This is a genomic window from Sphingobacterium tabacisoli (assembly GCF_017908035.1).
GTDB lineage: Bacteria > Bacteroidota > Bacteroidia > Sphingobacteriales > Sphingobacteriaceae > Sphingobacterium > Sphingobacterium tabacisoli.
Map to the genome: position 1 here is coordinate 340,045 of NZ_JAEQMU010000001.1, position 20,500 is coordinate 360,544.

Genomic DNA, 20,500 nt, shown 5'->3' on the forward strand with positions numbered 1-20,500 from the left:
TTGTTGCTTTTTAGACAGCCTCTCTTGTATATATCCGTTTGGAGATTTTACTAAAATAGGAAGCTATTGCTTAAGACTGTATGAAATTTGACCAGTCACTATTTTCTTGATAGTCCATTAATGGGTCGGCTTGTGCGCCAGCAGACCATTGTCCTGCCAGCATGCTTAGGTCCATTTGTATATGCTGACGTGTTATTTCTGTCATTTCATTACTGAAACCAAGATGGTTAGACTGTATCACGAACTGAAAACAAACTACACGTGCAATCATTCTACCTAACGTAACCATCTGGCGTTGCTTAGGCTGATCAGGTAGGTTAAAGTTTAGTGTCGAACCAAATACTTCGGCAGCATGTTTGGTAAGGTCATAACTCTTAAGGTATTCTAAGAGATTGTTAACCTTGGTTTTGCGCATCACACGGGCTATAGAATCAGCTACTTGTGAATAGAGCATTTCGTTGGATCCTTCGAAAATCTGGAAAGGTCTACTATCGACTACACTACGGCCTGCAATATGATCTAGACGATATCCGTTGGCACCGGCCAATTGTAGCGCAATCTGTGCAGATTCTTGCATAAGATCCGTTACTAATGCTTTGACGCTATTTGCATCGACTGCATTTCCAAATAAATCTGCTGCTATAGAACTCATGCCACTACTGTATGAACACATCGCGGAACATATCGTAAATGCAGCTTGAATACGAGAAAGTTGAAATTTGACAGCATCTATTTCACTCAACGGCTGTCCTGAAACACGTCTCGTATTGCAATGAAGTAGAGATTCATCTAATAATCGTTTTATGAACCCCATACCCATTCCTGGGAACTGTAACCTGCTACGGTGTAAGGTGTCCAACATCAATTTAATACCAGTGCTCTCGGCAATTAGTTTTTGCGTAGCAGGTACTTTGATGTCAATATCATTCAATCCATAAGGGATAGCATATAGGCCTAAGTTGTTGAATTTCTTTTGGACGATAATTTTTTGTTCTTCGATCGAGTTGTCTGTCACGAAGAAATCAATATCTCTTGCTAGTTCGCCATTGGCTACTGTTTTTCTTGCGGTAACTAACCAGAAATCGGCAGCTCCGGTCAAACCTTGCCAATGCTTTTGTCCTTTGATACTATAAGTGTCGCCTTGGAGCTCATGGGCTGTACGCATATTGAGTGCGTCGCTACCGTAGCCTGGTTCGGTAATCATTAATCCCCCCATGGCTTTGTCTTTCAAAAAACGGTTGAATACACCAGGATGTAAAGTAGGATCAGCATATTTGGCAAAAGGCTCAAGGAATAAAGCGATATTGATACCAAACATGAGCGAGAGCGACAGTGACTCATAAGAAGCCGCGGATAATACGCCTAAGCATTCTTTGACATGTATACCTCTGCCTCCATGTTCTTCAGGGATAGCTACCGATAAAGGATTCATTGCCATGATCTCACTGAGGAATGTGGGTGGTAAACCTCTAGACAAGCTCATTGAATTGTAGTCGTATTCTGTATTGAACAAGCTAGCCAACCGCTCCCTGAAGGATGCTATATATACATTGAAATCTTGATGTACACCGGTTTGCTCTAAAAGATTAAGCATAACAAACGTTTTTTAATTGAAAATATGAAGGATAAACAGAGGTTAGCGTCTAGCACAAAATCAAACATGTTTCTTTGTGTGATTTTAAGGCATGAACACTTAATCTACTCGTGTGATGTCCCTTTGATACAAAAGTAGGTATTTTACAAGGATGTATATATCGAATCCTGTATTAATGCTAGGACAAATCGTGCATTTGGTTGTTTTTCTATTTTGCGCTATTACGATATTCTGTAGGCGATAGTCCTACTAGTTTTTTAAAAATACGAGAGAAATAGGATGGGTCAGAAAAGTCTAGCTCGTAACAGATGTCAGAAATACTTTTATTGGATTCAAAGAGAAGGAGTTGACTGTGCATAATGCATATCTCAAGGATTACTTCTTTTGATGACTGATTGAATACAGAGAATACACATCGATTTAGGTAATTGGTCGATACGGCTAGCTTATCTGCGTAAAAACCAATATGTTTGTGTTTTTTAAAGTTTTTGTGCACCAAGCGTTTGAACATCATTGCTATTTCTTGTCTTCTGCTGAGTAGCTTATCCGAAGAAGACAGTTTTATAACTTTTAAAAGGATAGATTTTAATAGGCTGTTATTTAGCTCGGTGTAAGAGTCTTCTGCATAAAGCTCTTTGTAAAGTAATTTGCAAAGCTGGTGGATGCCAATGCTGTCTTCGCGAGTAAGGTCGATAAGGGGGGAGATGCTGAAGATGTTTAGGATTTCCTGTGCCCTGAATATAGATGTCATGGCGGCCTCGTTGATCAATATACAATGCCCTCTGACTGATTTGTCTGCGTTTTTTACAGCTGAAATATTTCCATAACTACTGATAAGAATAGCTGGGGCCTGTACACTATATTCTTTAGGGCCAATTTGATAGGTGAAATAGCCTTCGGTAAGATGGATCACCAAATTGTAAGCTAAAAATATGGGAGGGGTAGGGAATTTTATAAAAGGGGCAATTTCGCTAAGCTGGAATACCTTAACCGGGAATTGCTTGTATTTTAAGTGTTCTAGACTGCCGACCATGAATCGGTCTACAAACTCATCAGCATTTACCTTCTTTTCCATTGTTTTATCGCTCCTGTATAATCTATCAACTCAGTAGCTAAAGCTAAAAAATCTTTCTGACATCTAGCTATTTGATCTAGTATTATATGAAGCAGTGGTTTCATTTGATTTTTGTAGGGTGTAGCGGTTGTTAAAAAAAAGAGGTTAATTTGTAGCTATAAAGATGTGATTGATGGATTATTTTAAGAATTTGGCGACTTTGTTGGAGCTGGAGTTGGCGCATGACAGAGCTGCGCATGAGCTGGTATTGGCATCGCGTACACTGACTGAGCGTAAGGAATTGGGAGTGACATGGTACCCTATACAAATCTCCGATAGTGAGCTGGGGAGGGGAGACTATCTAACAGTTACATTCCATAAGACCAATGATCTTGAAAATGGTCACCGATTTCGTTTTGGCATGCCTATCAGTTTGTTTTCGAATTATGCTCCTCAAGAAGATAGAATTCAGGGTACTATTGCTTTTGTGAATCAAAACTTGATGAAGGTGTCTTTTCGAACGGAGGAACTTCCGGATTGGAGCCGAAAAGGAAAGTTAGGTTTGGACCTTTTGTTTGATGAAAATTCGTATCGTGAGATGAAGTCGGCTCTGCAGGAGGCTGAGCGTGGAATTGAAGACCCACAGAAAGGTAAACTAACCCGGAAGTTATTGGGGCTGGAACCTATAGCTCTAGCTGATGGACGAGATGATTTCGATGATGTTGGACTCAATATAAGCCAAAATGACGCCGTCAGGCGTATTCTGGGGAAGGGTGATCTGGCTATTTTACATGGTCCGCCGGGTACAGGTAAAACGACTACGCTGATCAAAGCAATAGCTGCAGGTATAAAACGTTCGGGCGGACAGGTATTGATTGTTGCTCCAAGTAATACGGCGGTGGATGTTTTAGCTGAACGATTGGATCAATTGGGACTGAACGTCTTAAGGATAGGGAATCCGGTAAAGGTATCTGCACATTTGTTGGCATTGACTGTGGATGAGAAAGCGAGTAAGCATGCTGGTTATAAAGAGGTAAAGGGCTTGGAAAAGCAAGCTCGTGCCTACACGGATATGGCACGTAAGTATAAGCGTAATTTTGGACGTTCGGAATATGAGCAGCGTAAAGCACTATTGAATGAAGCACGCAAAATAAGAAAGGACATCGACCGGATCCAAGATTATGTAATAGAAGATATATTGTGTAAAGCGCAAGTTATCGCGGCTACTCTGGTTGGTGCAAATCATCCTCATATCCGTGATAAACGATTTGAAACGGTGGTCATAGACGAAGCTGCTCAGGGGCTTGAGCCTGCTTGTTGGATTCCTATTCTCAAGGCAGACCGGTTGTTATTGGCGGGTGATCATTGTCAATTGCCCCCTACGATAAAGTCGGAGGAAAGGGAGAGTAAGGAACTCTTTAATACGTTGTTTGAAAAATTGGTTAAGAGATATCCTGATTCAGTTTCCTTTTTGGATACCCAATATAGAATGAATAGTCAGATAATGACATATTCTTCGGTAATGATGTACGATGGGAGACTGAAGGCTGCGCCAGCAACTGCAGAATGGAGGTTGGTAGATGACACTGAGCCTATTGTTTTTATTGATACCGCAGGGGCTGGTTTTGAGGAAAAGGAAGAAGAGGGAGCGTTGTCCAATAAAGAGGAAGCAGATTTTTTAGTAAACCATCTTAGTGCGTTGATAGCTCAATTGGAGGGAGGACATCATGGAGAGAAATTGCCTACAGTTGGGGTTATTACTCCTTATCGGGGACAAGCGAACCGATTGAAAGGATTATTATCTGATATTGGGGGATTACCGTATGTTGATCTGCAGGTCAGCACGGTAGACGGTTTTCAGGGCCAGGAGAAAGATATCATTTATATCAGCCTAGTGCGTAGTAATACAGGTGGGAATATCGGATTTCTATCGGATGTAAGGCGTATCAACGTAGCTTTGACGCGTGCTAAGAAAAAGCTCGTGGTGATAGGGGATAGTAGTACTATCGGGCAGCATGCTTTTTATAAGGGATTTTTAGACTATGTGGAATCGGTGAATGGATACCATAGTGTATGGGAATGGAATAACGTATAATACAGGGAAATTGGTCTAGACTATCGAATTTCTAGATGATTTTCTATTATTTTTGGAGAGGGAGCGTTGGATACTATAGGAGTTTCAGGAGATCTCTGGTCTGCATTGTTCCCTTCGTTAGGATAGCTCGGTAGGCCCACGGTGAATATTGAGCCTTTATTGGGAGTGCTTTGTATATGTACGATACCGTGGTTGCGTTCGATAAGGTCTTTGCATAAAATTAAACCTAGGCCTGCCCCTGGCTCATCTTCTGTGCCAAGAGACTTGCGCTGTATCTCATTAAAGAGGAGTGCAGATTTAGAAGGATTTATTCCTATGCCTTGATCTTTAATATGGATAAATGTAAAGTCTTTGTCGGTCGAGGTGAAAATGTGTATCTCGCCTGTGACGTAACTGAATTTGATTGCATTACTTATGAAATTACGTAAAATGATGGTCAAATGGTCTTTATTCACCAATATGTGTTCATCTTCGGGAATGCTGATTTTGAAGTTTAACTGTTTTACTAGTATCTGTTCTTCAAATGTAGCCAAAATGTCGTTTACTATAGGTGTGATCATTAACGGGACGGGAGCATTAGCAATCCCGCGTAAGCTACTGCTACCCCATTGAAGAAGGTCATCGAGGACTAGGTTCTGTTGTACTATCCGTAGTCTTAATTGACGAATAAAGTCTGGAGATATGCTATTGTTGAGTACCTGTTGTTCTAGTGCTACAACCATTGTCTCTAAGGTAGCAAATGGGCTCTTTATATCATGGGCAATAATCGAAAAAACTTTTTCTTTGTCCTTGTTTATTGACTGTAGGCTGAGACGTTGATTTTCTATTTTTTTCATGTTGCTGTAGATGATCTGTAGAAACAAATTCACAGAAACTACAATAAAGATAATCGAACAGATGATATTGTATAGTACGCGCGCTACAGGCACCGGCTGTTCAAAGGTGTTTATATTTGGAGAGATGTAAATAAATACCATGGCTATAGTAACTGCTAATGCAAAAAGTAGGTGTATACGACGATCGTCATAAAGTAAAGTGGAAGAGATCAGGATGCATAGTAGAAAATATTCAGCTCCATTCTGGTAGAGTATGGCCCCTGCAAAAAAGAAAATAAAATTGCTCGATAATAACATCAATTTAGCCAGGTTGTGCTTACGGCGATATTGAAGTATGAGGACAACAAGGTCGCATAATCCGTTTGAAAAATTGATCAAGGCTAGAATAGGACGTTGTTCGGACAGATTGGTGATAGAAAAAAATATTGCAGGGAGAATACATAATATTGCAATCATATTGACCATATGGGCTCTCTTGGAATCCATATAAGACATAGACGTGTCGGTGCCGATATGTGTTAGTATTTCCCAATAATTTCGGATACGTTTCATAGGTCTGTTGTTCAACTCACTCTGGTAAAGATAAAAAAGTAATTACATTTTTTACTTTTTCTACTTGGGAGGTGTCTAGTTTTCAGATAATTAGTTAAATATTGGCAAAAACATAATGTGTGCTATTAATTTTTCTAATTTAGAGTACCTGTTTTCTCAAAGATAAGCAGCAAATAGGAAATTAGTAAAGAAAATATAATTTAAAAATTGTATCTATTATGAAGAATTCAGTAGAGCAGGATGAACGAATAGCAAAGATGACATTTGCATCAGTATATCCGCATTATATAATAAAAATAGAGAAAAAGGGACGGACACGTGAGGAATTACAGGAAGTTATTTCTTGGTTGACTGGGTTTGATATTAGGGAGATTGAAGCTCTGATCGCCAGTAAAGCAACTTTTGAGGAGATTTTTAGTCAAGCAAAAGTTCCCTCTAGTGCTTCTCTGATCACTGGGGTAATCTGCGGCTATCGTGTGGAGGATATTTTAAATCCTTTGACGCAAAAGGTCCGGTATTTAGACAAATTGGTGGATGAGCTGGCGAAGGGGAGAAAAATGGAAAAAATCATAAGAAAAGATGTTGGGAGATCTTGAAACGAACCATGGGTTTTCTTCCCAGATATAGGGATGCAAAAAAAAAGCTTCACATTTCTGTAAAGCTTTTTTGTGATCCCGCTGGGATTGGATCAGCCCCGCAAGGCTCCAGCTTTTCCCTGATCCTTCTACGAAACGAACCTTGGGTTCTCATCCCAGATACAGGGATACAAAAAAAGCCTCACATTTCTGTGAAGCTTTGTTTTGTGATCCCGCTGGGATTCGAACCCAGGACCCATACATTAAAAGTGTATTGCTCTACCAGCTGAGCTACGGAATCCTAATTCTTTATTTCGAATTATCCTTCGTTGTTTGAAGTGATGCAAAGGTATAAAAAACCCTAATAGGTGCCAAATGTTTGGTGGTTTATTTTGTTTAAACGCCTTTAAAGAGTTGTTTTTCAGGTTAAAAAAAGATATTTTATTTATCGATAACTTCCATTAATCCAATTTAGCCTTGATTATGCGGTCTGCTCCGTTGATATCTTTGTGTAATTCTATCGATCTAAATCCTTTTTTTGACAAGAGCTCTACCGTTTCTTTGCCCAGATATTGGTTGATTTCAAAATATAGTACCCCTCCTTGGTTCAAATGCTGTTTGGCAAATTCAGCTATGTAGTCATAAAATAAAAGTGGAGCATTATCTTCTACAAATAATGCAGTGTGTGGTTCAAAATCTAGAACATTGCGATGCATTTCCTTTTTTTCAGCAGGGGTGATATAGGGTGGGTTACTGACAATGATGTCAAAGTATTGGTCCGTTTGGAATACTAGCTGCCATTCTAAAATGTCAAGCTGCGAAAATTGTATCTCTACCTGGTGTTTCTGAGCATTCCGTTTAGCAACCTGTAATGCGGCTGGGGAGATGTCTACAGCCCAGTAATTATGTTGAGGCATATGTAAAGCTAAAGAAATAGGTATACAACCGGTGCCTGTTCCTATGTCAATACAATTGACCGTCTGTATGGCCTTGAAATCTTGTTTGATAAGATGTACTAATTCTTCCGTCTCGGGACGGGGAATCAGAGTGTCTTGGTTGACTTCAAATACGCTCCCGTAAAAATAAGCATAGCCCAAAATCTGTTGGATAGGACGCCCGGTCTGTAGCTGTGCCAGTACTTCTTGCATGAATGCAATCTGTCTGGAAGAAGCTTCCTCATTTTTCATATGCTGATAATGAATTCGCTTGCTCTGTGTATGATGCTCTAAGGCCATTAGGAATAATTCCTCGATTTCGGAATCTGGATAGAGCTCCTTCAGGGATTTTTGAAAAGATTGGGCGATAGCATGCCAAGTGTTGTCCATAACGCAAATCTAGCTATTTTTTTAAGTTTAGACTATCTGCTCTTCTTATTATAAAATGGTAAGTTTGTACTATGACTGAAAATCAGAAGTTCATGAGTCGCTGTATAGCGTTGGCACAATTGGGAGCTGGAACTACAAGTCCTAACCCAATGGTAGGAGCAGTAATTGTACACGAAGGTAAGATTATTGGTGAGGGGTACACATCGCCTTATGGGGGAGCGCATGCGGAAGTTAACGCAGTGAATGCTGTGAAAGGATGTTATGGTGAAGAAGAGGCCTTGCAGTTGTTGAAACAGAGTACCGTATACGTGTCGTTAGAGCCTTGCGCACATTATGGTAAGACGCCCCCCTGTGCAGATATGCTGGTTGCATTGGGAGTACGTCGGGTGGTGATAGGTTGTGGGGATCCATTCGCTAAAGTCAATGGACTGGGAATAGCTAAGTTGCGCGAAGCAGGAATTGAAGTAGAAATAGGAGTGCTTGAGGAAGAGTGCGAATTCATTAATAGACGATTCTTTACGAAAATAAAAGAGAATAGACCCTATGTAATATTGAAATGGGCGGAGACCAAAGACGGGTATTTTGCTCCTGAAACTCCTGGGCAGGCTTGGATCAGTAATAAAGCCAGTAAACAACTGACTCATAAATGGCGGTCGGAGGAGGATGTTATTTTGGTGGGTACAGCAACAGCGTTAATTGATAATCCGATGTTGGATAACAGGCTTTGGACAGGGAAATCACCTAAACGTGTTCTGATTGATAAAGACTTGGTTGTACCAACATCTCATCAGTTGTTTTTGAATCAAAAAACGGATTTGATTATTTTTAATGAAAAGAAAACGGAGTGGTTAGGTAACCTTAAATATGTAGCATTAGAAAATTTTGATATGTATCTACCTCAAAATATCCTCTATCAGTTGTATTTGATGGATGTACAGTCTATCATAATAGAAGGGGGGCGTAAGACTTTGGAGGCTTTTATCCAAGCGGGATTATGGGATGAAGCTAGGGTATTTGTAGGCGATGCTGTGTGGGGGGCTGGTATCGAGTCACCTCATTTGCCAGTTTCGTATCAAGAGGAAAGACAGGTGGCATCAGATACTTTACGTTTATATTATCGGTAATAAAGGCGACGCTTTAGTGTAGTTTTGTTTTTGCTATTTGTTTGATAGTAAATTATTTGTAATTTTAAGGATGGACTATCCAGAGGAATTACTATATTTTATCTGGCGCTATAGGCTGTATAACCAAGGTGACTTAAAGACTACTCAAGGTGAGATGCTCAAGATTATTGATGTGGGGCAGCGTAATTACCACGCTGGTCCAGATTTCGAATTGGCTACGATTCAATTGGGGGGTGTAATATGGAGGGGGCATGTGGAGATGCATGTCAAGGAGGATGATTGGACGAAACATGGACATCACTTGGATCCAGCATATACTGCTACAATTTTGCATGTGGTTTGGCAATTAGGAACCCGACCTAATTTAAGGACGGACGGTACCTGTATCCCTACGTTGGTATTAGATGATTTTGTGGATGTTGCACTTTTGAATCGTTATGATGCACTTAGGAAGCAAGAAAGAAAGATTGCCTGTGAGGGACAGTTTAGGCATGGGTTGTCATCTGTGCGTCCCGGCTGGTTGCAACGATTGACCATAGAGCGGTTAGAAGAAAAGTATAACCACTGTTCTGAGTTGTTGAATATGACAAAGCAAGATTGGGAACGTACATTTTTAATTGTGTTGGGACGTGCTTTTGGTACTAATATTAATGGTGATGCATTTGAAGAGCTTATGTCTCGTATAGAACCTAGATTAGTGTATAAATATCAGGACGCGCCAGAAAAGATTGCTGCTATGCTGTTTGGGATGAGTGGTTTTTTAGAGGAGGAATGTGATGATGACTACTTTGTTTGCTTAAAAAGGGAGTATCAGATTCTTCAAAAGATGCACGGGTTAGAAGGAATGTCTCCAAGACTATGGAAATTTATGCGAGCGAGACCATATAATTTTCCAACATATAGATTAGCACAGTTATCGGGAATGATTAGCAGATCAGCTTATTGGTTTGATAAGATATGTTCGGCCACGGAGCTAAAGGAGTTGTTAGTTGCTGTTCGTGCTATTGGTGTTGATGATTATTGGGCTAACCATTTTCGGTTTGGCTGTTATACAAAGTCTCATGGTAAAGGGTGGAGTGATACTTTCTTTTATCACTTGGTGATAAATTGTTTTGCCCCGATGCTGTTCTCTTATGGTCAGTTCACTGGAAATGAGGAACTGAAAGAGAGAGCTGTGATGTGGTTGGAACAGCTACCTATGGAGCAAAATGCAATTACTGCCTTCTACCAAAATCTGGGACTTGCGTGTCAAAGTGCCGCGGATTCTCAAGCATTAATACTATTGAAAAAAGAATATTGCAGTAAAAAGAGATGCTTGGAGTGTGCGATCGGGGTAGCGATACTAAAAACTTAAGCTGTTATACCTTTAAAATCCCCGAAATTTCCGTAAAGCCTTTGTCTGCAGCTAGGTCTGATGCGGTTTGTCCTGTATTTGTCTTAAGGGTAACGTCAGCTCCTTGTTCAAGCAAAATAACAATTAAATCAATGTTGCCGTGTTGTGCAGCCAGATGTATGGGGGCTATGCCACCATATTGTAAAACGTTTACTTCTGCACCGCTTTCAATAAGCATTTTCGTAATGCCATCATGATTGATACCTAAGGCCGCATGCAGAGGATAGGTGTTATAGCCGTTCTGTGAACTGATATTGGGATTTGCATGATGCAATAAAAGGAGACGTACGACATCTTCCTTGCCAAAATGAGCGGCAATTCCTAATGGGGTGAAGCCATGATCTGAAAGCTCATTGACCACATCTTTCTTGTGCTCTATCATCATCTGTATGTGTTGCAATAGACCAGTAGCACAAGCTTCATGTATGGTTATTGTCGATATGAATTTTAAAATAACCTGAGTGACCTGAGGTTTGTGATAGTAGCAGGACAGGAGGAGAGGAGAGATGTCGTGGCTAGTCTTTTGATGAACTAAGCTGACATCTTGGCTCAATAGTAGCTCAAGGTCTTGGTGATTTCCCGTTTCAATGTACTCTTCTATTATTGTCGCACTCATGGTATTATAACACTTTTATCTAGTTTCGAAATAAATAAAAAAAAGGGATATTCAGATAAAATGTTAGTAATATCTCAAATGTTAATTAATTCTCTTGGTCTATAAGTTAGCGTATTGTGGGTTCTTTGTCCGTAGAATGTAGTTGTAATAAAGTGCTTGTAGTCGAACAACTACAAATATGCCAAAACTACAGATAAAAGATAGTATGATTCGTTGTAAATATACTTTCTCTTAGTACATTTGTATTGCCCTCCCCAAGGGCATGTTTTTCATAGGTAGATGTAGGGTCGAATAATTCTTATTCGACCCTTTTTTATTTCTATTTTTTTATGCCATTTCATTGACGTAAGGGCAAAATAGTTACTGAAGATTTTGATTAGCTTTGTCAAACGAAGTATTCGTAAGGTTGATAGTAAAAAAGCATATGGATATGCTGTTAGAACAATTGGGAGGGAAGTTATAATACATATGAAATATCCATGTAGCAGCAACTGCACAAACACGAATGAATATAGTTTGGATCCGCCAGCTGGCGGATCCAAACTGAAAATCAAATTATTTACATATGAAACGTAAAATAGTAGTCGCTGTGACTGGAGCTTCAGGCTCGATATATGCTAAGGTGTTGTTAGATAAGTTAGGACATATGGGAGATCAGGTGTCTCATGTCGGGGTGGTGATGTCTGATAATGCGAAAGATGTATGGCGGTTTGAATTGCAAAACGAAGATTATAATAAATACAAGGACTTTACATTTTATTCAAAGAATGATTTTATGTCGCCTTTTGCTTCTGGGTCAGCTAATTATGATACGATGGTTGTTTGTCCCTGTTCGATGGGCACATTGGCTCGGATAGCTAATGGTACTTCTTCTGATTTAACAACCAGAGCAGCTGATGTTATTTTAAAAGAAAGAAGAAAATTGATACTCATTACTAGGGAGACTCCTTTAAGCCTTATCCATATCAATAATATGGCGAGTGTGACGCAGGCTGGTGGAATAATATGCCCAGCTAGCCCGTCATTTTATAGTTTACCTCAGACTATGGAAGAACTGGCAGCTACGGTAGTCGATAGGATATTCTCACTAGCGGACTTGCAAATCGATTCGTATAGGTGGGGAGAGTAAAAAAAACGGAATGGAGGAGAAGGAGTGCAAAAATCACTTTAGGTTACAACGCAATTATATTGCGTATAAACGAGATTTTATGTAGGTTTGTCTTTTAATGAAGCGACTTATAGTATCATTCTACTTTATGATTTTATGTAGGGCAGGACTTATCTCGATGCTCTTTTCTTTGGTTTCTATCGTTTCACTTTCTTTAGGATTTCTACAACAAATTAAATATTAGCAAAATATCCATGAATACAGTCTTAATTTCTTCAGCTAGGTTAGTCTTACCCAATCATCCATTGAATGGAGAGCTAATTGATATCTTAATCAAAGATGGAAAAATTGCAGCTATAGATAAGGAGATAAAACCGGTAAATTCGGATTGGGACATTATCTCGGCAAAAGGATGCGTCGTGAGTCCTGGTTTTTTTGATCTGAACGCAAATATCGGCGAGCCGGGACTGGAGACTAAAGAAGATATAGCTACAGGTACTGCAGCAGCTGCTGCAGGAGGCTTTACCGGAATGGCAATACAGCCTAATACAAATCCAGCAGTACATAGTAGGGCTGAGGTGGCGCTTTTGGTAAATGGAGCAAAGGGCAATTTGGTAGATGTATATCCTATAGGTGCAATATCAAAGAGGAGAGAGGGAAGGGAAATGGCTGAGCTATATGATATGAAGCTAAATGGTGCCATTGCCTTTTCGGATGGAAATCATAGCCTACAGGAAGCGGGATTGATGGCACGCGCGCTATTGTACGCTAAAGGTTTTAATGGATTGATTATTTCTTTTGCTAAGGATGATTCCATGTCGGGCGATGATCAGATGAATGAAGGTACTATGAGTACTTTCTTGGGTATGAAAGGAAGTCCTAATCTGGCGGAGGCATTAATGGTATCTAGAGATCTATTTCTTGCGGAATACAATGATGCACCAATTCACTTTACCACAATATCAACGACCGAGTCAGTAGAGCTTATTAAGAAAGCTAAAGCTAAGGGAATTAAGGTAACTTGTGATGTAGCTGCGCATCAACTGGTTTTTACGGATGAGAATGTGGTTACTTTTGACTCTAACTATAAAGTATGTCCACCTCTACGAACAGCAAAAGATGTGAAGGCTTTGTTAAAAGGACTTAAGGATGGTGTGATCGATGCGGTGGTCTCACAACATACACCTCATGAAATTGAATTTAAGAACGTTGAGTTTCACATCGCAAAAAATGGAATAACGGGACTACAAACTGCCCTACCTCTAGCTATTCGTGCAGGATTGACTGAAGAGGCTATTGTCGAAAAGATGGCCATAGGGCCTAGAAATATTTTAGGAATTGAGATTCCAAAGTTTGAAAAAGGAGAGGAAGCGAATTTGGTCGTTTTTGATATTAATACGACTTGGACTTTTGATGCCCAGAGCAATAAATCAAAAGGTTCAAATAACCCATTGATGGGGCAAGAATTGCGAGGGAAAGTGAATCTTGTGATAAATAATAATAAGTTGATTGTTAATAAATAATAACATGGATATTAAAGTTAAAAATGCGATAAACGCGGCAGTTAATACATATGCGCGTATCGATAATATAGATAGTAAGGAGTTTATGGCAGGTTTGTCTGCCGTTTATGATTTAGAGTTGCCTTTTATGGAAAAGGTTTCGCAACTGGATCAGGTGTTTGACGACCATCAACGCTTTGAAGAACTGCGCGAAGTGAGTTTCGATTTGTTGATGATAAATTTCTTTGCAGAGGATGTGCAGAAGCTAGAAGAAGATTATCTAGATTCTGAAGAATGGGAGAAAATTGAAGAAGATACAATCGATAGAGGAACAGAATTATTAAATGTGTTCCTGTACCTGAAAGAATGTGCAGACGATGAGATTAAACCTTCTCTGGAAGATTATCTAAAGGAATTCTTATTGGTCGAAGAAGATGAGTTCCAAGATGAATACAGTATCTATGAGAAAGTGATTGCAAATCAGATTCTAGTAGAAAGTGATTACTCGGAAATAGCTAAAGTGTCTACTACATTGACAGATAGGGATGAACTTTTTGAGTTATTCTACCCATTGGTATCTTTCTTTTTTGAACAAAATCCCTCAGACGCACAAGTAGCTGATTTTGAAAAAAATGCTTCTAATAAGGCTTATGAAACCTCTATATACCAGGTTATTATTAACTTTAGCAAGTAAGACCTAGATATGAGTAACGAATTGTCCAAAGGAGAAAAAAAAGATGCGTTAGTATATGGCGCTGTGGCTGGAGTCTTGTCTATCGTCTTTTCAATAATAGCTATTTACCATAGCCGTACTGTAGATAATTATTCTTCATTATATATGGTCAGTACTGCGCTTAAGGTGGTAGGTACTGTCTTGATCCCGATAGGATTGGTTTATCTTTTGAAGAAGAGAAATGGTGCGGATTGGACTTTTAGTAGGGCATTGAAAAGTATCTATATCTTTCTTGCTGCAAGTATTGTTGTTAGTGCTATTGGTATTACGGTCTACCAGAAGTTGATACTGGATCGGACAGTATTAGAGGAAAGTTACCAAAATCTCATGAATCTTAAGATTGTAGAGATGGAAAGTAGAGGTGCAACTGATGACGAAATAGATCAGCAGATGGAGATTATAGAGCAGGATAGGGCGTTTGCATTTTCTGATTTATCTTTTAGGAATACAGTTCCTCCGATTTTTATTAGTCTTTTGGTGAATTTTGTCTTTGCAATGGTATTGGCATTGTTGTTCCGCACGAAGGTTGTCAAAAAATAAATGATTCTTAAATAGTATATGGATATTTCAGTTGTAGTACCCTTGTATAATGAAGCCGAGTCACTGCCGGAACTGACCGATTGGATTCGACGTGTGATGGTAGCCCATAACTTTAGTTATGAGATCATTTTGGTTGACGATGGGAGTAAGGATACATCCTGGTCGGTTATATTAGATCTGAAGCAACAGCACGAACAGATTTCGGGAATAAAGTTTAGACGTAACTATGGTAAGTCTGCGGCTTTGAATGTTGGGTTTGCAGCAGCTCAAGGAGAGGTTGTGATTACAATGGATGCAGATTTACAGGATAGTCCGGATGAGATCCCTGAATTGTACGACCGTGTTATGAATCAAGGGGCGGATCTTGTGTCAGGCTGGAAACAGAAACGATATGACCCTATTACAAAGACGATCCCCACAAAGTTATTTAATGCTGTGACTCGGGCTATGTCTGGTATTAATAATCTACACGATTTCAACTGTGGATTGAAGGCCTATAAGAAAGATGTGGTAAAGAGCATAGAGGTGTATGGTGAAATGCATAGATATATTCCTGTGATTGCTAAATGGGCAGGGTTTTCTAATATACAAGAACAGGTCGTACAACACTATCCTAGAAAATACGGTACAACAAAATTTGGTGCAGGTAGGTTTGTGAAGGGATTTTTGGATTTGATGTCTATTTTCTTCGTCGGTAAGTTTGGGAAAAGGCCAATGCACTTTTTTGGACCGATAGGTGTTATCAGTTTTTTAATTGGTTTTTTTATTACAATATACTTGATATCGGAAAAGCTAATGAGTATTGCGAGCGGTTCCGTATATCGTAATGTAACTGATCAACCTTTATTTTACCTATCGTTGTTGGCGATTATGATTGGTACACAGTTATTTTTGACTGGGTTTATTGCTGAACTGTTATCAAGAAATAGTTCGGAGCGTAATAAATATCAAATCGAACGAGTTGTGTAACCATGTTTTTTTCAATTATTATTCCCCTCTATAACCGTCCTGAAGAAATCAGAGAACTTTTACAGTCTCTGTTAAGGCAATCCTATAAGGATTTTGAGGTTATTGTTGTGGAAGATGGATCAACTGTGCCCGCAAAAACTATTGTAGAGGGATTTAAAGAAGACCTGGATATCCATTATTTTGAAAAGAAAAATGAAGGTCAGGGATTTGCTCGGAACTATGGGTTTGAACGAGCTCATGGTGCATATTTTATTGTGTTTGATTCGGATATTCTCGTTCCAGAAGACTATTTGGCAATTGTAAAGGAATCTATTGATGAGGAGGGATGGGATGCTTTTGGTGGACCTGATGCAGCGCATGACTCTTTTAGTACGATACAGAAGGCTATCAGTTATTCAATGACTAGTCCATTTACGACTGGTGGGATACGGGGAAATAAGAATCACGTCGGACAATTTCATCCCCGCAGTTTTAACATGGGAATATCAAGAAACGTATGGGAGTCTACAGGAGGGTATAAGTTGTCGAGGAGATCAGAAGATATTGAATTTAGTATTAGAATGATCAATTCAGGGTTTAAGGTGGGGCTTATTTCTGAGGCTTTTGTATACCATAAAAGACGTACTAGCCTAAATCAGTTCTTTAAGCAAATCTATAATTTTGGAAAGGGGAGGATTGATATTGCTCAAATCTATCCGAGTGAGTTAAAAGCTGTACATGCATTGCCTGCTGTCTTTACATTGGGAGTGTTAGGACTTTTTATATTGAATATCGTAGATCTTCTATTATTTAATGATGTCGTGTTACTACATTACTTAGTGTGGCTGGGAGATCTTTTTTTATTCTCCTTTGTGGTACTGCTTCTGTGGCATAGTACAATGGTAACTAAGAGCTTTAGAGTGGGACTTTTTTCTGTTGTGACTGCTTTTATACAACTGATGGCTTATGGTTTTGGCTTCATGCGAAATTATATAGACCGTGTATTGTTGCGGAAAGACACCTCAGTGTAAATGAAGTAACAATTTGGTAAGGAAATTCATGTAATAATTAGTAGTTAAGGAATTGATAGTTTAAATTTGAATAGTGGTATCGATTACACAGTATAATCTAGATAAGATAGAAAATTTGTTGGAAGAGCTGGGCTATAAAGTCCGGTATGAAAAAGGTAACTTTAAGACCGGGGCTTGTGTTATTCAAAACTCTAAAGTTATTGTGGTCAACAAATTTTCTAATTTGGAGATTAAAATAAATTCTCTAGTTCAATTGATTCGGGATTTTGAATTTCTTAAAGAGAATCTGGATGAAAAGCAATGGGCATTTTATAAGTCATTATTGAAAACAAACGATTAGATATTGAAAATTCGATTTTTAGGAACAGGAACTTCTCAAGGCGTACCCGTAATTGCGTGTAGCTGTCCGGTATGTCAATCTACTGATCAGCGAGACAAGCGGTTGCGTACTTCTGTTTTGATTGAATTAGATAACGGGTATAACGTGGTTATTGATACTGGACCCGATTTTCGATATCAGATGTTGCGTGAGGGAGTAGACCATTTGGATGCTGTCCTGATGACACATTCTCACAAAGATCATATTGCAGGTCTCGATGATGTACGTGCATTTAATTATCATCAACAGCAGTCGATTTCGATTTATGCTGATGCCGCTACTTTGGAGGCGTTACAAAGGGAGTTTTACTATGCTTTTTCCGCTGTTAAGTACCCTGGCGTGCCTCAACTTGACCTTGAAGAAATAAAAGCTGGGATTTCTTTTGATATATTTGAGCAAAAGATAATGCCTTTTGAAGTATTGCATTATAAGATGCCGGTTATGGGATTTCGAATCGGTAAATTTGCTTATATCACCGATGCCAAGACCGTGTCTCAAGAGAGTAGAGCACAATTAGAAGGGTTGGATATATTGGTCGTTAATGCGTTGCAGGAGTCTCCGCATATATCACATTTTACCCTAGAAGAGGCGCTAGCTTTTATCGCTGATGTAAAGCCACAACGAGCCTATCTTACTCATATAAGCCATAGATTTGGAAAACATGAATATATAGAGCGTATTCTCCCTGCTCATGTGCATGTTGCCTACGATAGACTCGCTATTGAGGTGAAATAATTTGGTTTGCAAGAAACTTTTTGAATTATCGGCTGTTCGTTATTGTAAAATAATTAGAACAACAGTATAAATTCATTAAATTTTAAAGCTATGGGAAATTTACTTTATTTAATCGCCGTAATTTTGGTTATTATTTGGGCTATTAGTTTTTTAGGAGGATACGCAACAGGAGGAATCATCCATATTTTGTTGGTCATTGCTATTATCGTCGTATTATTACGTATCATACGAGGTAATGCATAGCCGAGTTAATCAGCGCTATCTTGTTCCTGAGGGATTCCTGTTTAGATCTCACCTTTGAGGTATAGTTCTGCTATTTTGAAATCTATTGGAAAAGTCAGCTTTATATTTCTTTCGGTACTTTCGATTAAGTGTATAGAATGGCCTTTTTGTTCAACGACTGAAGCATCATCTGTGAATATAGGAGTCTCTTCTTGTTCAAAGGCTTCAATCAAGAGGGAAGCAGGGAAAGATTGTGGGGTCTGTATTTGCCATACATCATTGCGGTCTATTGCTGTGGAGGCGTTCTTGTTGCCTAGTCGGATGGAGTTGACACTGGGGATAGCTAGAACATTACTTTGGCCTTGGAGTGCAAGTTCGAATGATTTTATGATCAATGAACTGTCTACTAAGGGACGCGCTGCGTCGTGTATCGCAATGGCGGTGGGATGATCAAGCGATGGTGTCGTGGCTACAATATGGCATATGGCATTTTTGATACTTTGAAAACGGGTATTACCACCAGAGACTAACTCATGTGGGATATCAAACTCATACTCTTTACATAAGGACCTCCATGTCTCTATCATCTCTTCGTTTAAGACGATAAGGATACGGTCGGCTATACCAGAAAAAGCGAGTACGGTATGCATAAGCACAGGTCTGTCATGCAATAAAAGGTATTGTTTTGGGAGGTTGGATTGGAGACGTGTGCCACTTCCTCCTGCGGCTATGATTGCAATCTTGTTGGCCATAATAAAAAAAGCGTGGATTTTAATTATCCACGCTTCAAACCTACATAAAATTGTATTTATGCGCAATATAAATGCGCTTTTATATAGAAATATTCATAAGCTTTAGTCTTATCTTAAATTATAGGAAGAGCTAAAGTTTTTATCTTTAATATAATAGTTAATTAAAGATATGGGATGTTCTAAATCTTAAATAATAAGCATTGCATCACCGTAGCTGTAAAAGCGGTATTTCTCTTTAACAGCTACCTCATAAGCATTCATTACATTTTCGTAACCTCCAAATGCCGCAATCATTACTAATAATGTTGATTCTGGAGTATGGAAGTTGGTGATCATTGAGTTTGCTATACTGAATTCGTATGGTGGATAGATGAATTTACTCGTCCAATCTGTACCTGGTTTCAAGTGTCTGTCTGCTGATACAGAGGATTCTATCGCGCGCATGGAGGTTGTACCTACAGCACATATACGGCGTTTATCATCGATAGCGCGGTTTACTCTATTTGCAGCTTCATCCGTTATGATAAACTGCTCGGAGTCCATTTTATGTTTAGTTAAATCCTCTACCTCGACGGTACGGAATGTACCTAAGCCTATGTGTAGTGTAATCTCGGCGAAGTCAACTCCCTTAAGTTCTAGACGTTTCATCAATTCTCTAGAGAAGTGAAGCCCTGCTGTAGGTGCTGCTACTGCACCTTCATTTTTCGCATAGATGGTTTGATAACGGAATTTATCTTCTGGAGTCGCCTTACGTTTTATGTATTTTGGTAGTGGTGTTTCTCCTAGGATTTCGATGTTACGACGGAATTCTTCGTCAGTACCTTCGAAAAGAAAGCGGATAGTACGGCCTCTGGATGTTGTATTGTCAACTACCTCAGCGACTAGTAAATCATCATCACCAAAATAAAGCTTGTTTCCTACACGAATCTTACGGGCTGGATCTACCAAAACATCCCATAGTCTTAGCTCTCTGTTGAGTTCACGAAGAAGGAATACTTCGATGGTAGCACCTGTTTTCTCTTTATTACCGTACATACGGGCCGGGAAAACTTTGGTGTCGTTTAATATCATCACGTCTTTATCATCAAAATAATCTAAGACGTCTTTAAAGATTTTATGTTCAATCTTACCTGTATCTTTATGTAAGACCATTAAACGTGATTCGTCACGTTGTTCAGATGGCTCAGATGCCAACAGAGATTCAGGTAAGTTGAATTTAAATTGTGATAATTTCATGTGTAAACAGTGTTTATGTGTTTTAACAGTCCTCAATAGGGCTAAAAAAGCACACAAAGGTATGCATTTTTATTGGGATTAGTGGTAAAATCTTTTGCCAGTTCCCTTTTTTCTGTTATAAGAATGGATGGATTCGATTGGAAAAAGATG

20 protein-coding genes and 1 tRNA gene are annotated in these 20,500 nt (G+C 39.2%); 13 read left to right on the forward strand and 8 right to left on the reverse strand.

Annotation, left to right across the window (positions count from 1 at the left end; translation table 11 throughout):
* Positions 1–70 precede the first annotated feature (70 nt).
* On the reverse strand, positions 71–1,594 hold the full coding sequence (locus tag JKG64_RS01280) for an acyl-CoA dehydrogenase family protein (protein ID WP_210352531.1): 1,524 nt from the start codon (positions 1,592–1,594) through the stop codon (positions 71–73).
* A gap of 208 nt (positions 1,595–1,802) precedes the next feature.
* The gene (locus tag JKG64_RS01285; RefSeq protein WP_210352532.1) at positions 1,803–2,669 is read right to left on the reverse strand and encodes a helix-turn-helix domain-containing protein; all 867 of its coding nucleotides are present in this window, start codon (positions 2,667–2,669) and stop codon (positions 1,803–1,805) included.
* 172 nt (positions 2,670–2,841) lie between these two features.
* On the opposite strand from JKG64_RS01285, the gene JKG64_RS01290 reads away from it, so the two are divergent.
* Complete coding sequence (locus JKG64_RS01290) at positions 2,842–4,743, forward strand: AAA domain-containing protein (RefSeq protein ID WP_210352533.1); 1,902 nt, start codon at positions 2,842–2,844, stop codon at positions 4,741–4,743.
* 20 nt (positions 4,744–4,763) lie between these two features.
* Here JKG64_RS01290 and JKG64_RS01295 read toward each other — a convergent pair whose 3' ends face one another.
* On the reverse strand, positions 4,764–6,131 hold the full coding sequence (locus JKG64_RS01295) for a sensor histidine kinase (protein ID WP_210352534.1): 1,368 nt from the start codon (positions 6,129–6,131) through the stop codon (positions 4,764–4,766).
* Between the two features lie 218 nt (positions 6,132–6,349).
* On the opposite strand from JKG64_RS01295, the gene JKG64_RS01300 reads away from it, so the two are divergent.
* Positions 6,350–6,727 (forward strand): DUF2200 domain-containing protein, encoded by a 378-nt coding sequence (locus tag JKG64_RS01300; protein ID WP_210352535.1) that lies wholly within the window; start codon positions 6,350–6,352, stop codon positions 6,725–6,727.
* A gap of 207 nt (positions 6,728–6,934) precedes the next feature.
* Here the strand turns inward: JKG64_RS01300 and JKG64_RS01305 are convergent.
* Positions 6,935–7,007, reverse strand: a tRNA-Lys gene (locus tag JKG64_RS01305).
* Between the two features lie 160 nt (positions 7,008–7,167).
* The gene (gene prmC, locus JKG64_RS01310; RefSeq protein WP_210352536.1) at positions 7,168–8,031 is read right to left on the reverse strand and encodes a peptide chain release factor N(5)-glutamine methyltransferase; all 864 of its coding nucleotides are present in this window, start codon (positions 8,029–8,031) and stop codon (positions 7,168–7,170) included.
* Between the two features lie 71 nt (positions 8,032–8,102).
* Between prmC and ribD the strand changes: the two genes are divergently transcribed.
* The gene (ribD, locus tag JKG64_RS01315; protein ID WP_210352537.1) at positions 8,103–9,155 is read left to right on the forward strand and encodes a bifunctional diaminohydroxyphosphoribosylaminopyrimidine deaminase/5-amino-6-(5-phosphoribosylamino)uracil reductase RibD; all 1,053 of its coding nucleotides are present in this window, start codon (positions 8,103–8,105) and stop codon (positions 9,153–9,155) included.
* 70 nt (positions 9,156–9,225) lie between these two features.
* Positions 9,226–10,509, forward strand: coding sequence for a DUF2851 family protein (locus JKG64_RS01320; protein WP_210352538.1), 1,284 nt, complete (start codon positions 9,226–9,228; stop codon positions 10,507–10,509).
* A gap of 4 nt (positions 10,510–10,513) precedes the next feature.
* Here JKG64_RS01320 and JKG64_RS01325 read toward each other — a convergent pair whose 3' ends face one another.
* A complete protein-coding gene (locus JKG64_RS01325) occupies positions 10,514–11,164 on the reverse strand; it encodes an ankyrin repeat domain-containing protein (RefSeq protein ID WP_210352539.1) in 651 nt (216 codons plus the stop codon).
* A gap of 565 nt (positions 11,165–11,729) precedes the next feature.
* On the opposite strand from JKG64_RS01325, the gene JKG64_RS01330 reads away from it, so the two are divergent.
* The 9 genes from JKG64_RS01330 (at position 11,730) to JKG64_RS01370 (ending at position 18,383) form a co-directional block, all read left to right on the forward strand.
* Complete coding sequence (locus tag JKG64_RS01330) at positions 11,730–12,293, forward strand: UbiX family flavin prenyltransferase (RefSeq protein WP_210352540.1); 564 nt, start codon at positions 11,730–11,732, stop codon at positions 12,291–12,293.
* A 233-nt stretch (positions 12,294–12,526) separates the two neighbouring features.
* Complete coding sequence (locus tag JKG64_RS01335; protein ID WP_210352541.1) at positions 12,527–13,795, forward strand: dihydroorotase; 1,269 nt, start codon at positions 12,527–12,529, stop codon at positions 13,793–13,795.
* A gap of 4 nt (positions 13,796–13,799) precedes the next feature.
* The gene (locus JKG64_RS01340) at positions 13,800–14,468 is read left to right on the forward strand and encodes a hypothetical protein (protein ID WP_210352542.1); all 669 of its coding nucleotides are present in this window, start codon (positions 13,800–13,802) and stop codon (positions 14,466–14,468) included.
* A gap of 9 nt (positions 14,469–14,477) precedes the next feature.
* Positions 14,478–15,047, forward strand: coding sequence for a DUF4199 domain-containing protein (locus tag JKG64_RS01345; RefSeq protein WP_210352543.1), 570 nt, complete (start codon positions 14,478–14,480; stop codon positions 15,045–15,047).
* Positions 15,048–15,065: 18 nt separating this feature from the next.
* Complete coding sequence (locus JKG64_RS01350; protein WP_210352544.1) at positions 15,066–16,016, forward strand: glycosyltransferase family 2 protein; 951 nt, start codon at positions 15,066–15,068, stop codon at positions 16,014–16,016.
* Positions 16,017–16,018: 2 nt separating this feature from the next.
* Positions 16,019–17,026, forward strand: coding sequence for a glycosyltransferase (locus tag JKG64_RS01355; RefSeq protein ID WP_210352545.1), 1,008 nt, complete (start codon positions 16,019–16,021; stop codon positions 17,024–17,026).
* A 73-nt stretch (positions 17,027–17,099) separates the two neighbouring features.
* Positions 17,100–17,366: a hypothetical protein gene (locus JKG64_RS01360; protein ID WP_210352546.1), complete on the forward strand. Its 267-nt coding sequence runs from the start codon at positions 17,100–17,102 to the stop codon at positions 17,364–17,366.
* Positions 17,367–17,369: 3 nt separating this feature from the next.
* A complete protein-coding gene (locus JKG64_RS01365; RefSeq protein ID WP_210352547.1) occupies positions 17,370–18,140 on the forward strand; it encodes an MBL fold metallo-hydrolase in 771 nt (256 codons plus the stop codon).
* A gap of 90 nt (positions 18,141–18,230) precedes the next feature.
* Positions 18,231–18,383 (forward strand): lmo0937 family membrane protein, encoded by a 153-nt coding sequence (locus tag JKG64_RS01370; RefSeq protein ID WP_210352548.1) that lies wholly within the window; start codon positions 18,231–18,233, stop codon positions 18,381–18,383.
* Between the two features lie 41 nt (positions 18,384–18,424).
* Here the strand turns inward: JKG64_RS01370 and JKG64_RS01375 are convergent, their stop codons facing one another.
* Complete coding sequence (locus tag JKG64_RS01375; RefSeq protein ID WP_210352549.1) at positions 18,425–19,114, reverse strand: IspD/TarI family cytidylyltransferase; 690 nt, start codon at positions 19,112–19,114, stop codon at positions 18,425–18,427.
* Between the two features lie 186 nt (positions 19,115–19,300).
* Entirely contained in the window at positions 19,301–20,350 is a 1,050-nt protein-coding gene (queA, locus tag JKG64_RS01380; protein ID WP_133586437.1) for a tRNA preQ1(34) S-adenosylmethionine ribosyltransferase-isomerase QueA, read from the reverse strand.
* Between the last annotated feature and the right edge of the window lie 150 nt (positions 20,351–20,500).

Coding starts and splice junctions, on each gene's coding strand:
- JKG64_RS01280 (WP_210352531.1), bottom strand. CDS start 1,594: ATGCTTAATCTTTTAGAGCAAACCGGTGTACATCAAGATTTCAATGTA.
- JKG64_RS01285 (WP_210352532.1), bottom strand. CDS start 2,669: ATGGAAAAGAAGGTAAATGCTGATGAGTTTGTAGACCGATTCATGGTC.
- JKG64_RS01290 (WP_210352533.1), top strand. CDS start 2,842: ATGGATTATTTTAAGAATTTGGCGACTTTGTTGGAGCTGGAGTTGGCG.
- JKG64_RS01295 (WP_210352534.1), bottom strand. CDS start 6,131: ATGAAACGTATCCGAAATTATTGGGAAATACTAACACATATCGGCACC.
- JKG64_RS01300 (WP_210352535.1), top strand. CDS start 6,350: ATGAAGAATTCAGTAGAGCAGGATGAACGAATAGCAAAGATGACATTT.
- prmC (WP_210352536.1), bottom strand. CDS start 8,031: ATGGACAACACTTGGCATGCTATCGCCCAATCTTTTCAAAAATCCCTG.
- ribD (WP_210352537.1), top strand. CDS start 8,103: ATGACTGAAAATCAGAAGTTCATGAGTCGCTGTATAGCGTTGGCACAA.
- JKG64_RS01320 (WP_210352538.1), top strand. CDS start 9,226: ATGGACTATCCAGAGGAATTACTATATTTTATCTGGCGCTATAGGCTG.
- JKG64_RS01325 (WP_210352539.1), bottom strand. CDS start 11,164: ATGAGTGCGACAATAATAGAAGAGTACATTGAAACGGGAAATCACCAA.
- JKG64_RS01330 (WP_210352540.1), top strand. CDS start 11,730: ATGAAACGTAAAATAGTAGTCGCTGTGACTGGAGCTTCAGGCTCGATA.
- JKG64_RS01335 (WP_210352541.1), top strand. CDS start 12,527: ATGAATACAGTCTTAATTTCTTCAGCTAGGTTAGTCTTACCCAATCAT.
- JKG64_RS01340 (WP_210352542.1), top strand. CDS start 13,800: ATGGATATTAAAGTTAAAAATGCGATAAACGCGGCAGTTAATACATAT.
- JKG64_RS01345 (WP_210352543.1), top strand. CDS start 14,478: ATGAGTAACGAATTGTCCAAAGGAGAAAAAAAAGATGCGTTAGTATAT.
- JKG64_RS01350 (WP_210352544.1), top strand. CDS start 15,066: ATGGATATTTCAGTTGTAGTACCCTTGTATAATGAAGCCGAGTCACTG.
- JKG64_RS01355 (WP_210352545.1), top strand. CDS start 16,019: ATGTTTTTTTCAATTATTATTCCCCTCTATAACCGTCCTGAAGAAATC.
- JKG64_RS01370 (WP_210352548.1), top strand. CDS start 18,231: ATGGGAAATTTACTTTATTTAATCGCCGTAATTTTGGTTATTATTTGG.
- JKG64_RS01375 (WP_210352549.1), bottom strand. CDS start 19,114: ATGGCCAACAAGATTGCAATCATAGCCGCAGGAGGAAGTGGCACACGT.
- queA (WP_133586437.1), bottom strand. CDS start 20,350: ATGAAATTATCACAATTTAAATTCAACTTACCTGAATCTCTGTTGGCA.